We start from the raw sequence: 13,493 nt of genomic DNA on the forward strand, positions 1-13,493 counted from the left end.
AAAAAAATAAATTAGTCCATTCTCAAAATTTACAGGGTGGATTAATTTTAAAAATGAAACCCAATAAGATGCTAACTATTTCTCTTAGAAAAATCAGGAAATTCAAAAGAGCACCAATACTCTTTTTGAGAGACTACCTACTAAAACGACACCCTTTAATCTTAAATCATAACAATATAATCAATGCAACAGAAGGTATTATTGTTAGTGCTTTACAAAACTCAATATCTTCCTTCAAACCTAACTTCAAAATCGATGTTGTATACACCTGGGTCGATGCAAATGATTCAGCATGGTTGCAAAAAAAAAGGCTGCACAGCAATGCAAATATATCATATGCACTTTATGCAACTGAAGAATCAAGATTCAGTAACCATAATGAACTCTATTACTCCCTACTCAGTATTGAAAAAAATATACCGTGGGTAAACAGGATATTTATAGTCACTGACCATCAAACACCATTAATTCCAGATAGCCTCAAGGATAGAGTGGTGTTAGTTGATCATTCCGAAATCATTCCACAACAATATCTGCCCACATTTAACTCACATGTAATTGAAGCTTACCTACACAAAATTAAGGGATTATCAGAACACTTTATTTACTTTAATGATGACTTCTTTGTCGCTCAAAAAAATACCCCTGAGCATTTCTTCAAGTCAAATGGGATAGCGAGTTTATTTGTCAGTAACAAAAGTACTTCATATTCTCCAGGTAAAGAAAGAACAACAGCAACGTTATCAGCATGTCAAAATTGTAACGGTATTTTGGAATCAAAATTTGCTGCTCGATTTGAGAATACACTGACTCATACGTATGTCCCTTTGATTAAATCTGTTTTTGAAGAAAGTACGTCTATGTTTCAACATGAAATCGCTGCATTTTCCAAAAACAAATTCAGAGCGAAGAATGACTTAAATGTTGCTACCTTCCTCGTTCCATATCATCAATATATTCTGGGTAAATCCGCGCCGAATCTGGACATCTGTTTTTATTTTAATATCCGTTCTCCTGCATCAGGCAGTTTCTATCGAGCGCTTATTAATGGCAAAAAAGACAATAATCTCCCACATTCATTTTGTGCGAATGACTTTAGCTCTAATGAATTTAATCATGATGGTTACAGTGAAAGATTAAATGAATTTCTATCATCATTTTTCATCTCGTAAAGTCATGACGTAAAAAGAATGACAAAGCTTCTTTATAGTGATTGCAATCGAAAAACACTTAAAATGAATAGGATCAACGTTGTTATGAATGATAGTTATGAGAAACAGATTGCAAGCTTCATTGCAGCAGGAAATGTTGTTATAGGTAAACCCGAAAAAGTTTTAGGTGATTTCAGTCTAAATTTTCAATCAGGTAAGAACTCCAGCATTACTTTCAGCGAAGGATGCATATTAAATAATGTATCTATTAATATGGAAAATGGTAACGGTGAATGGAAAGTTGGTAAAAAAACCTACATTCGCGGACGTTACTTTATTGGTGCTGGATCTAAAATTGAAATCGGAGATCAAACAGCAATGAATCGTCATGTACTTATTGTTGCTACTGAAGGCGCATCAATCACCATAGGCAAGGATTGCCTCTTCTCTGACATAACGATGTCTACGACAGATTGGCATTCAATCATTGATGATATGACTGGAGAAAGAATAAATCCTGCCAAATGTATTGTCATTGAGGATTCAGTATGGCTGGGTGAGAATGTCACAATTCAAAAAGGCATTACGATTGGAAAGAATAGTATAATTGGCTCAAAAGCTTTAGTGACAAAAACCATTCCGCCAGGAAGTTTAGCCGTTGGTATTCCTGCAAAAATAATCAGAGAAAACGTCAGGTGGCAGCGTGCACTCATTCCTATGGACTTCCTGCCAGCAGAACCTTACTAAACAACGTGGACTAATATTGAATGGGAACCCGCAATTGACGAACCATGCTGCGCCTGAGTGTCAGCATGGCGTTAATTAACAACGCTGAAATTGAGCTCATTTAAAGTTTTGCACATCTTCTAATTCATACCAAACTTTACTCGAAAATACGTTCCATTGGTAATAATGGATATTAACTTGCGTCTGGCAGGTCAAATGTGACATAAAATTTTTGAACAAATAATCATCTGTAGTAAATTTATCCCGCCAAAAAAAATCCAAACCCGACTGAAACGTAACTCCTCGAATGTCGTACAATGCCTCTCCCATCACTTTTAACCGCTTACCATGCATTAACGCTAAAATTCCTGCGGTGCTGTTAATCGTAACCACACCTTGAGCATGTGAAATTAATTCCCGCAAAGGGAGATCATGAATATAAACTACTCTATCTATAATATTTAAACGCTTGCAGAGCTCGTTGATCAGCGCTGCGTAATTGCGATGCCCGCAATCCATTGGATGATGTTTAATCACCAGATAAGTATCCGCTGGTGCATGCTGCGCAAAAGAGCACATTACCTCACGGATATAATCCCGCACATCATTATAAGGGCTATGATGCTCTATTTGGCTGTCATTATAAACCTGTAAAATCGCCAGGTAATAGCGCTGATCTAGCTCAATCGTTAATCTATTAAGTATATATCTCTGCTTAAATTGATATAATGTCTTGCGCCACCCAGCCCGAAACCAATATGTGGCTTCGCGCCAAGGTGAAAATGGTTTATGGTGACAATATTGGTCAAAGGTATGTCGATAATACCAGCTAATGAAGTAATACCAACTGGCATGCGCCATCCTGCGGATTTTAGATGGATAACATGCCTCTATTTTCGCTGCTGGCTGCGCCAGTAGCTGTCGATAGAACTCAGCATCGCGCGGCAATGAAGAGTTGCCATTGACACCGCCCTCCTCGAGCGTAATAAAATTTGGTCGCAGATATCCTTCTTCGAATACGAAAAATCTTACCCCTTGCGTATGCGCCCAGCCCTTCGCTACCTTATGCAGCGTCCGGCAATCGCCAAAGCACAAAATCGTATCAAAGTCATAATCCCGCTTAACCCGGTTGAGCCAAGCCGAAAACTCCTTTTCTGTTTGCATGAACGCGAGGTATTTACGTTTACGGCAATAGAAGCGGTCGCCGCCGTTGAATACGACATTCACGGCTTCACGCCCCAATGACTCCAGCCAATAAGCCATGTCATTAAAGAAAGGCCCCATTGGGCCTTGCAACAACAGGAACTGCTTTCCTTTTAGTAGCTTTTTAATAGCTTCACTCATGGTTTAAAATGCTAACTTAACCTTAATAAACATTGATAACTTTTTTCCCATCCGCATAAGTCTGTCTCGCCAATTTTTATCAATCACCATATTTGCTCGTGGCGTATTGATGAGAATTTCAATGGCTTCTTCTACTGAAATAGCATCCAGTCGTAACGGATGAATGTAAGTCGGATAGGCAATTAATGCTTGATAGATCAAATCGTAAAGGCCTAATTGTTTCACTCGGCGGAAACAATCATGCTCGTCATATGTTAATCCCCATCCAGCATAGAATGGCATGCCGTAGCAGTACACGCGTTTGCCATGCAATAAAGCTTCGAATCCTGAAAGCGATGTCATCGTATGTACTTCATTGGAAACCTGAATACATTGAATAATGTCTGCATCCAGCGCCTGATAATCAGCATATTGATTAATTTCTCTATCAGTAATATGCCCTTTGCGGTTGCCTACTACTACATCTGGATGTGGCTTGTAAATAATGTATGCCGCAGGATTACGCTCCCGTACGGTTCGTAACAAATCCCGATTAGTACAGATTGTAAAGGTGCCAGTCTGAATAGATGCATCATTTTCTACCTGGCCTGGCACCAATAATACGCGTTTACCTTTTGAATCGGCTGGCAAAGTAAAATCAGCGCCAAGATTGTATTTACTGATTCTGTTATTTACGAGCCGATGATGAATCTTCCTCGCCCGCGAACATTGAGCATCGGTTAATTCACTTTCATTGAGCAACATCTCTAAATCACTGGGTCGCGTGGCATCGTAATAAATACCACGTTTATCCAATACCAAGGACAACGGCGGCAGAAGATCTGACCCCAGGCCCGAAGAGCGTAAAAAACCATCTTCCATCCGCCAAACAGGTAATTGTTGGGCTTGCGCTTTTTCCAACCAACGCTGCTCGCCAGCAATTCCCCATACCACACACGCGGTAGCCAGCTTATTACTTTTTGAAAAACTCAGCGTATTGGTAGCGGTACGCAAAAACGGTTTAAGGATGGTGTATTTCCACATCGATAAACCCGGCGCCCAAAGGTGTCCGATACGTGGTAGCTGATAGTTGCGTTGCAATTGGATCCAATGCAAAACATCAAACAGCGTTGCGGGCTCGCCGGTCAACGGGTGGATATAGCGGCTATAGCGCAAGTAGGCCGCCGCAAACAGTTGCTCAAGCGTAGCGTTGCCACGCCGTTCACTTAGCTGCTTAGCTTGTGGATGGCGATCGTCGGTCAATCCCCAACCGGCATACCAGGGTTGGCCAAAGCACGTCACCGGTTTACCTGCCATTAATGCTTCAAATCCATACTGCGAAGTCATGACATAGACACGTGAGACATGCCGCAACAGAGATTGTGGGCTCACATCATCAGCCATGAGATGTATACGATGCGTGGATTGAAAGGAGTGGTAATATCCCGACTTCTTGCCTTGTAGTACGTCCGGATGGACCTTTATCCACACCACGGCACCAGGATTTTCCCGTATCGCCGCCTCTAACATCAGGACAAAATTATTCGGCCCCGCATTGCCATAGGTTACGGACATGTCACCTAGCGTTTGGTCAATAACTAATACTACATTGCTGGTTGCACATGCTCCTGCAACAAAAGCCGGAGCTTGATTATATTTCGATAAATCTTGCTCAACGATGATGCTCATTGCTCGTTTGGCGTCATCGGCAAGCCGTTGATTAACTTCTCTTTCCTGGATCATCTTCTCTAACTCGCTGGGCCGGTTAGCATCGTAATAGATCCCCAATCTATCCAGCACCAGTGAAAAAGGTGGCGCGCCATTAACGCCAAGATCCAGCGAGCGGATATAGCCATCTTCCAGTCGCAGCACTGATTTTCCTACACTACGCGCCCACGCCACCGGCTGACGTGTGTTGGGACGATATCCCCACACTGCAATGGTGGTCACGGCATCGGCGACAGGCCGTTGCAGCGATAATTTCTGGCACGGCTGGGCCAGGAAATTACGCAAAAATGGAATTCGCCAGATGCCCGAAGAGAATATACCAATCATCACGATGCACCCTTACAGCGTAAGAACCACTTTCGCCGCAACGGCTAATTGATACAGGATGGTGGAAATGCCACGCGTCACTTCGATGCTCTTCGATTCATACTTCGGCAGCACCATTAACTCATCACCTGGATTCAGCGCACCGACATCTTCCGCGTCTTCGGCCGCGCCGTTCTGGCGAATAACGATGACGCGCGCATTACCGGACTTCTGCGTAAAGCCACCGCTTTTGGCGATGTAATCTTTCGCGCGTAAGCCTTGCTCCCAGCTCACTGCATTCGGGAACAGCACTTCACCATGTACCAGCACCAGTGAGGTTTTCTGAGGAATGCTAATCACATCACCATCTTCCAGCAGGGTGGCCGCGAGGTTTTTCTCGTTCAGAATGACTTCACCTTTTGGCACGACCTGACGCGCTTTCGCCACAAATCGGCTGACCAATTGCGCTTCCTGGAAGCGGAGGCCAGCCTCCTCCTTGGTGGATGATTGCGCAGAAAGCGAGGCTTCCTCTAACTTCTGCAACGCCAGGTTCATCATCTCTTTCTGGCGGGAGGCCACGGAGGGACGATACAGCTTGATGGCACTCATCTGCGACATACTATTAGGTCGAATCTGCTTCAACACCGCCTGCATGTTGGATCCGTAAGGCAGTACCATCGCGTGTTCACCTGAGTGTGCGCCTTCAACGCGGACCTGAATCGTGCTGGCATAGCGATCGGTGCTCACAATCAGTCTGTCACCATCTTGCAGGAAGCGGCCGTTCGCCTCGCGAATTGGATAATATTCGCTGCGCTTTGCTAAACCTTGCTGGCGCACAATAGTAATATGCGTCGCACCCGGTTTGACTCGCGCCCAGCTCAAAGCTTCGGTGACAGGAATAGTGCTGTTGCGAAATTCAAAGTTATAGCTATTGAATACATCGCCTTGCACATTGAACGTATGCTGACGCGGCCCGACCACAATGGTGTCGCCATCGGCAAATTGTGATAATCCCAATTTACCGTTAAGCAAAAAATCATACAGGTTGATATTGGATCGCACTTTATTGCCACGTTTCACTAAAATATCGACGTAACTTCCACGTTCAGGATCAACGCCGCCCGCTTTAATCAAATAGTTCAATAGGGAATCCGACGTCACGCCGCCATATAAACCCGGGCTGTGAACAAAACCGGTGACGTAGACTTTCACAGGCTGTGCCTGTAATAGCGATGCATACACACTGACGTTGGCTTGGTAGACCTGCTTCACTTTGCTGGTAATTAACGCGTTTAGCTGGCTGTTACTGATGCCAGCGACTTTTACCGGCCCCACATTTGGCAGGAAAATGTTGCCTTTGGGATCAACCTGCAACGCGCCGTCAAAAGTAAATGCGCCCCATAAACGCACCTGAACGCTATCTCCTGGATTCAGGATATAGCCGGGATTGAAACCTACGCTTGCCCCGTTATCTCCGCTATTGCCATTAAACAGCTGAGCACCAAACATACGGCTAAGTACCACAGGCGCAGCTGGCACAGGCGTATCATCAAATCCGCTGTTATTGCTGCTGATATTTGCCGGTGCCGAATTGAGCAGAGATTGTGTTTTAACGCCGGTTAAGTTTGCATCAGCGTTAATATTTAAGGCCGCACTGGCCTGCGCAGTGAAGCAAGCTGCGATCATTACAAATGATTTTAAAATTTTCATAACAGACTCATTCTGCGACAGCATTAATCCCGATGATCTTCAATCACCGCCAATAACAGTTTCAGGGTGCCAAACATTAAGCAGCACACCAGCAACCAGCAGGCGATCAAATACGGAATGTTGGGGAAAGTGGACTCTTGCGGCTGCTGCGGTGAACTGATCACCGAAAGCACTTTCAGTTTGCGAGCGGCTTCCACGCGTGTTTTTTCGATAGAGGTCAGAGCAAGCTTGTAAAGTTCATTATCAAAGGTGACACGCGATCTAATCTCTTCAAACTCCACCGCCATGCGGTTAAGTTTGTCGCCCTGCGGCGCGGTGATTTTGCCTTTCTCGTTATCGATCTGCGCCTGCATCGAGGCAATGGCGTTACGTACGCTGACAACTTGCGCAGCGTCATCACGCAGATAGGTCAGCAGAGTACGCAGCTCCGCTTCCATCTGGATCTTCTGCCCCATCAGCGTGTTAACCAGTGAACTGGCTGCTAACGCTTGCGCTTCAGGATCCAGCACATTATTGCTGTTCTGATACGCCAGTAGCTCGGATTTACTGTTATTCAGGCGTGAGCGGGACTTTTCCATCTCCTTTTCCGCAAAGGTCAGCTGATCACGCGCAATACGGTGCGACAACTCATTAATAAAGCGTTCGGACTCTTTCAGCACCGCTTTATTAAAGTTAAGGGCAAAGTCCGGCGTAAAGCCTTGCGTGCGAATAGCCAGCAATCCCGCTTTATCGTCATACGTTACGCTGAGACGTTCACGATAATAACGCAGGAATTTTTCGGCAGTTTCATCAGGAGACAGATGGTGCAAGAAATCCAGTCCGCTTTGGCTGAAGGCTTGACGGAAATTAAGTTGTTTATCTAGCACTGCCAGCATATCCGGCGAATTGATGTACTCCTTTAAGTAGAGTGCATCTTCCACCGAACTGGGATTAATCGCCCCTAACAACAAGCCAAAATTCACGCTATTGCTGGCAAGATCATCTGAGCGTTTAATCGCGACTTTGGATTCGCTCACAAAACGCGGCTGACTGAATATTGCCAGATAAATAATCAGCAACGTCATTGGGAGAAAAATGATCGCTTTTCCGAGGTGCCGTTTAAGATTGGCGAAAGAAACAACGCCTAATCTTTTTTCAAATTTTGATAAGGTGGAATTCTCTTTTATTAACATGGAGCAATCATCAAATATTCATAAGCGTGCCGTAGCACATCATTGAGGTTCGGCCTGCGGCTCTGCGCATTAATAACCCTGCCGCCCCTCGAGGAAAATCCAATATTTCGGGATGTTTTTTGGTGACAAATTGCAGCGCATTAAATAAAAGTACCGCGTCCGTCTTCCCGCGCTCGAAAATAAAACCACATTGATTTGTTCATAATTTCATGTGCGTAACGTATCAAAGCGCTCAGCTTAGCGTTAAGCGCACTTAGCGCCTTTGAGAAACGGCTTGTTATCGTTCACTTCGGGAACCCCTTTTCTCTAATAACAAGCCAGCTCAAGACATTTCTTGCTGTAATTAATTATATAAGTGCGGGATTTAATATTTAACGGTTCGTGTAATAGCTGCCGAAACTTCATGGTGCCCTCATCAATCACCCAAATAAAAAACCGCCGTTTCCTGAGGAAAACAGCGGTTTTAAACTAACGCGTTATACCGTTCCAATTAGCGTTCGCGCATCGCCTCTTGCGCTTTGTTAAACGGCTTAATCAGATAATCCATCACCGTCTTCTCACCGGTTTTAATATCCACGGTAGAAACCATGCCGGGGCTGATGGAGAAGCGCTTACCGGCTTTATTCTGCACGTAGTCGTTATCGGTGCGGATAAACACGCGGTAATAGTAAATTTCCGGTTTCACCTCATCCTGAATGGTATCCGGCGAGATGCTCTCCACCACGCCGTTCAGGCCGCCATAAATGGCGTAGTCATACGCCGAGATCTTCACCACCGCCCGCTGGCCGGGACGGATAAAGGCGATATCGCGCGGTGACAAACGCGCTTCAATCAGCAGGCGATCGTTCATTGGCACGATGTTCATCAGCTCGCCATTCGGTGGGACCACGCCGCCCACGGTGGAGACTTTGATGTTTTTCACGATGCCGCGCATCGGCGAACGGATGGTCAGTCGCGTCACCGTGTCTTCACGCCCTTTCACCACTTGCGCCATGCTGTCGGCTTCGGCGTTGGCTTTCGCCAGCTCCTCACGTGCCTGCACATAATATTGCGAACGCATATCGGTGAGTTTCAGCTCCAGATCTGATTTATCGCGCTGCAAACGCAGCACTTCCACGCTACTGGCGGCACCGGTTTTGGCCAGACGCTGCGTGATGGCCAGCTCGCGGTTAGCCAGCGCCAGCGACTCTTTAAACTGCGCAGTCGCATCCGTGAGCTGTGCGCGGCGGGTTTTATACAGCCGCGTTTCTGACGCCATCAGATCGGGGAACTTATTCAACTCTGCCGGGAAACTCAGCGGCTGATCGTTCACTTCCGCATTGAGACGCGCGGCGGCAGCCAATGCCGCACGATAGCGTGCCGCACTTTCGCCGACGTTGGATTGCGAGCGCGTGGCATCGAGGCGCGCCACCACTTGCCCGGCCTGCACCTGATCGCCTTCGTGCACATACAGCTCGGTGAGGATGCCGCCTTCCAGCGATTGCAGCACCTGATCGCGCGAGCTGGGAATCACTTTGCCGGTGCCGGTTGAGACTTCATCCAGCACGCCAAACCAGGCCCAGATCACGGTAACGAGGATCAGTGCGGTGCTGATGACGATCAGCCGCACCGCGCCGGTGTAATGGGTTTCGGATCGCAGCTCACCGAGCAGATCGTCGGAGGAATCCACTTCTGCCGCCGTCACTAAGCGCAGTCTTGCCGGTAATTGTTTGATCATGATTGCGCCTCCGGCAGGCTGCCGTTAGTACGCGGTGTTGGCAAGGCGTTCTCTTTCGGGCTGTCCATCACCAGTTGTCCCTCTTTCAGCACCAGCACACGATCCACTAGCGCGAGGATCGCCGCACGGTGCGTCGCCACGATCAAGGTGCGCCCGTTGAGCCACTGACCGAGACGTTCGATAAACTCTTTCTCGGTGTGATCGTCGAGCGCCGCCGTCGGTTCATCCAGCAGGATGATGTTGGGATCGCGCAGCAGCATACGCGCCAGCAGCAGCGACTGACGCTGTCCGCCGGAAAGCCCAACGCCGCCTTCCATGATCGGATGGTCGAGGCCGAGCGGCAGACGACGAATGAAATCTGCGCCGCCGCTGACGGTGAGCGCGCCAAAGATCGCATCATCGGTGGCGTGCGCCGCGCCCATAGTGAGATTCTCGCGTAGCGTGCCGTGGAACAGCCGCGCGTTTTGCGTCAACAGGCCAACGTTACGCCGCACATCCGCCACATCAATGTGCGGCAGGCTGAGGTTATCCAGCCGCAGTTCACCGCCGACCAGATCGATGCCGCCAATCATCGCCTGCAGCAAGGTCGATTTACCCGAACCGTTGCGTCCCAGCACCGCAATGCGCTCGCCCGGTTTGATGGTCAGGCTTTTAATGCGCAGCGCGATGTTCATCGAATCGGTGTAGTAACGGAACATTGCATCGGTGAACTGATAGTGACCAAACAGCACCGGCGTGTGGATCCGCGTTTCGTCTTTGCTGTTTTCCACCGGCAAATTCATCAGCGCATCAAGGCTGCCTTTCGCCGCTTTCACCTGCTGCCAGCGCGCCAGCACGCCACACAGCGTGGCCATCGGCGCAATCATGCGCGAGGAGAGCAGCGACGCCGCCACAATCGCACCGGTGGTAATATCGCCGTTGATTACCATCGGCGCACCGATCACAATCACGCTGGCGTATACCAAACCCTGCACCGTCACGCCCCAGGTAATCAGCGAGTGCATCACTTTGCGCATCTCCACGCCGGATTGCGCGGTAATGCGAATGTAGCTGTTCCACTGTTGCAGGAAGCGATCTTCCGCCTGCATCAGCTTGATATCTTCCAGCCCTTGCACGCTCTCCACCAGCACCGCATTTCGCAGCGTCGACTCTTTCAGGTTCTGCTGCGCCAGCTTCGCCAGCTTCTTCTGGCTCAGCACGCCCGGCAGGATCATCAGCAGCACCGCCACCGGCGCAATCCACGCCAGCTGCGGCGCGATAATCGCCATCACCAGCATGAACAGCAGGAAGAACGGCATATCGACAATCGAGGTGACCGTGGTGGACGTGACCATTTCGCGGATCGCCTCCAGCTCGCGCAGCTGCGAGATAAAGGTGCCGGTCGAACGCGGCACCGCGCTGTTACGCAGCCGCAGCGCGTGACCAAATACCCGATCGGAGACGCGCATATCGGCACGCTTGCCCAGCAGATCGGTCACGTGATCGCGCCCAACGCGCAGAATATAAGTGAACACCACCGAGATGATCACGCCGATATACAGCACATACAGCGTGGGATAGGACTGCGCCGGAATCACCCGATCGTACACCTGCATCGAGAAGATAATGCCGACCAGCGCCAGCAGGTTGATCAGGAAGGATCCGAGCATCACGTAGCCGTACGGCCGCAGATCGTGCAGCACCAGACGGCGCAGCCAATCCGGTTTTACCGTGGCGAGATAGCGATCGACGCGGCTATCTTTGGCAGCGGTAACTGGACGCAGCGCGGCGGCAAAGCGGATTTCCGGCAGCAACGTCTCCAGCGCAATTGGTGCTGGCTGTTCATCACCGGCAAAATGCACCCGCACTTCATCGTCGCCATCAAACTGGGTGATAACGCCCACCTGACCGTCGGCCAGCTCGATCGCCAGCGGTAAGCGCCAACTGGTGATCTCCCACTTATTCTCTTCATATAATTGCAGCGATAAACCGGCCTGGCGCGCCAGATGGCGTAACGCTTTATCGCGTGACTGTTTGCCCTGCCATTCGGCAGCGGCCATGATCATTCCCGGCGAACAGGGCAAGCGATAATGGCTGGCGATCAGGATGATTGCGGTGGCCCATCCGTGTAAGGGCACGTTTCCCCCGGACGCGCTATCAGGCGCGTCGGGAATCTGTAATTGCGTCATGGCTGGATCTCCACGGACTGGATCCGCTGATTATTCAAAGCAAACGCCGACCGCATATGCCCGGTGCTGTAGAGACAATCGAGCTGCAGTGAGCGTAACTGGCTGATGGTTTGCTGCAATGTGAAACGGGTCTGGAACACTTCCTGCTCGGCGTTAAGCACGTCCAGCAGCGGACGGGTGCCGAGTTGCAGATACTGATCCTGATAGAGCGACTGGGTTTTCTCGCCCAGCGTCTGTTGCCGACCCATGATCGCCAGGCTGAGCGCCAGGCTTTGCGACGCGTTCTGCGACTCGCTTAGCTGCTGACGCGCTTTAAGCCGCGCCGAGTTGACGGCCGCATTGGCGGCCTGCAATGCATTGGCGGCCGCGTCCCGGCTGGCGGTGATGCCGCCGCCCTGATAGAGCGGCATTTCCACTTTCACAAACGCCGAATATTGGGTGCGATCCAGCGATTCGCTGCCGGAATAGTGATTATTGAGATAATGCGTCACCTGCGGTTCCAGCGAGATAGTTGGCATGTTCTGCGCGTTAGCATTATCGAGTTTGGCCTGCGCCTGATTGGCCTGCGCCCAGGCCGCCAGCACCGACGGATTGAGCTTGTCATCGGCTTTCGCCACCTGACAGGACTGGGTGAGTTTGGTGGGAAAATCGTCGCTGACCTTTTTCACTATCGGCCAGCCAAGATAGGTTGCCAGCGTGGCGCGCCAGCGGTCGAGGTTGGCTTGATACTGCGTTAGGGTGGTACGCGCGCCTTCGATACGCGCATCGGTTTGGGTGGCATCCGAAAGCGACGCCGCGCCCTCTTCATTACGCTGGCGCGCCAGATCGCCAATCTTACTCAGCGCCGTGAGCTGCTCACGCGCAATTTTGACCAGTTGCTGATAACCCTGCACTTCCACCAGCGCCGCGGCGGTATCGTGCGCCACGGTATCAATGCTCACCAGCACGTTGGCCTGCTCCTGCGCCACGCCAGCTTCGGCGGAACGCACTGAACTGCTGACCTTGCCGAAGTCATACAACATCTGTGAAACCGACAGCACAAACGACGGGCTGAAGCCCTTTTCGCTGTAAGCATTGCTGTAGCCGTTGTTCATGCCGGCACTGATTTGTGGATAGTATTTGGCTTTCGCCACATCAACCTGATTGGCCTGCTCCAGCATTTTTCCTACTGCCTGAGCGATATCGGGATGCCACTGAATGGCGCGCTGCACCGCCTGGTTGATGGTGAGAAAGTCGGGGACGTTGGCGAGGGCGGGTTCCGCCACTTCACCGGTTAATGAAGGCAGTTCTTGCTGTTGCGCTAAACCTGCTGAGGTGATGTGCCCCGCCCGGGTTAACGCGTCACTGGCCGCTAAAAGTTGAGAACTGTAAAGTAAAGCCATGCCCACACAGAGAACGCTGAGCTTAAACGAACGGCGAAAAGTTGCGCCTGAGTGCATCAGTTCCATCGATAGTCCACCAGTCAATAAAGAGAAAGGGGCGCATCCCTGCG

General features: G+C 49.6%; 9 protein-coding genes. 2 read left to right on the plus strand and 7 right to left on the minus strand.

Annotation, left to right across the window (positions count from 1 at the left end):
- Positions 1-53: 53 nt before the first annotated feature.
- Complete coding sequence (locus ACYAC5_RS15780; RefSeq protein WP_312464385.1) at positions 54-1,172, plus strand: Stealth CR1 domain-containing protein; 1,119 nt, start codon at positions 54-56, stop codon at positions 1,170-1,172.
- A gap of 84 nt (positions 1,173-1,256) precedes the next feature.
- On the plus strand, positions 1,257-1,898 hold the full coding sequence (locus ACYAC5_RS15785) for an acyltransferase (RefSeq protein ID WP_192412055.1): 642 nt from the start codon (positions 1,257-1,259) through the stop codon (positions 1,896-1,898).
- Between the two features lie 96 nt (positions 1,899-1,994).
- Here the strand turns inward: ACYAC5_RS15785 and ACYAC5_RS15790 are convergent, their stop codons facing one another.
- The 7 genes from ACYAC5_RS15790 to ACYAC5_RS15820 all read right to left on the minus strand — a co-directional run bounded on the left by ACYAC5_RS15790 (position 1,995) and on the right by ACYAC5_RS15820 (position 13,449).
- The gene (locus ACYAC5_RS15790; protein WP_462062003.1) at positions 1,995-3,221 is read right to left on the minus strand and encodes a capsule biosynthesis protein; all 1,227 of its coding nucleotides are present in this window, start codon (positions 3,219-3,221) and stop codon (positions 1,995-1,997) included.
- A 3-nt stretch (positions 3,222-3,224) separates the two neighbouring features.
- Entirely contained in the window at positions 3,225-5,255 is a 2,031-nt protein-coding gene (locus ACYAC5_RS15795; protein ID WP_462062983.1) for a capsular polysaccharide biosynthesis protein, read from the minus strand.
- Between the two features lie 12 nt (positions 5,256-5,267).
- Complete coding sequence (locus ACYAC5_RS15800) at positions 5,268-6,944, minus strand: polysaccharide biosynthesis/export family protein (RefSeq protein ID WP_192412057.1); 1,677 nt, start codon at positions 6,942-6,944, stop codon at positions 5,268-5,270.
- Positions 6,945-6,967: 23 nt separating this feature from the next.
- On the minus strand, positions 6,968-8,116 hold the full coding sequence (locus ACYAC5_RS15805; RefSeq protein WP_377727068.1) for a capsule biosynthesis protein: 1,149 nt from the start codon (positions 8,114-8,116) through the stop codon (positions 6,968-6,970).
- Positions 8,117-8,606: 490 nt separating this feature from the next.
- On the minus strand, positions 8,607-9,833 hold the full coding sequence (locus tag ACYAC5_RS15810) for an HlyD family type I secretion periplasmic adaptor subunit (RefSeq protein WP_192412059.1): 1,227 nt from the start codon (positions 9,831-9,833) through the stop codon (positions 8,607-8,609).
- A complete protein-coding gene (locus ACYAC5_RS15815; RefSeq protein WP_192412060.1) occupies positions 9,830-12,001 on the minus strand; it encodes a type I secretion system permease/ATPase in 2,172 nt (723 codons plus the stop codon). Before ACYAC5_RS15815 ends, ACYAC5_RS15810 begins: the two co-directional genes overlap by 4 nt.
- On the minus strand, positions 11,998-13,449 hold the full coding sequence (locus ACYAC5_RS15820) for a TolC family outer membrane protein (RefSeq protein WP_462062004.1): 1,452 nt from the start codon (positions 13,447-13,449) through the stop codon (positions 11,998-12,000). Before ACYAC5_RS15820 ends, ACYAC5_RS15815 begins: the two co-directional genes overlap by 4 nt.
- Between the last annotated feature and the right edge of the window lie 44 nt (positions 13,450-13,493).

This window comes from Pantoea sp. y20, assembly GCF_054903455.1.

What these genes read in the sequence shown, in the direction of transcription:
- ACYAC5_RS15795 (WP_462062983.1), bottom strand. Translation starts at nt 5,255, where the DNA reads ATGATTGGTATATTCTCTTCGGGCATCTGGCGAATTCCATTTTTGCGT.
- ACYAC5_RS15810 (WP_192412059.1), bottom strand. Translation starts at nt 9,833, where the DNA reads ATGATCAAACAATTACCGGCAAGACTGCGCTTAGTGACGGCGGCAGAA.
- ACYAC5_RS15790 (WP_462062003.1), bottom strand. Translation starts at nt 3,221, where the DNA reads ATGAGTGAAGCTATTAAAAAGCTACTAAAAGGAAAGCAGTTCCTGTTG.
- ACYAC5_RS15805 (WP_377727068.1), bottom strand. Translation starts at nt 8,116, where the DNA reads ATGTTAATAAAAGAGAATTCCACCTTATCAAAATTTGAAAAAAGATTA.
- ACYAC5_RS15820 (WP_462062004.1), bottom strand. Translation starts at nt 13,449, where the DNA reads ATGGAACTGATGCACTCAGGCGCAACTTTTCGCCGTTCGTTTAAGCTC.
- ACYAC5_RS15785 (WP_192412055.1), top strand. Translation starts at nt 1,257, where the DNA reads ATGAATGATAGTTATGAGAAACAGATTGCAAGCTTCATTGCAGCAGGA.
- ACYAC5_RS15800 (WP_192412057.1), bottom strand. Translation starts at nt 6,944, where the DNA reads ATGAAAATTTTAAAATCATTTGTAATGATCGCAGCTTGCTTCACTGCG.
- ACYAC5_RS15780 (WP_312464385.1), top strand. Translation starts at nt 54, where the DNA reads ATGAAACCCAATAAGATGCTAACTATTTCTCTTAGAAAAATCAGGAAA.
- ACYAC5_RS15815 (WP_192412060.1), bottom strand. Translation starts at nt 12,001, where the DNA reads ATGACGCAATTACAGATTCCCGACGCGCCTGATAGCGCGTCCGGGGGA.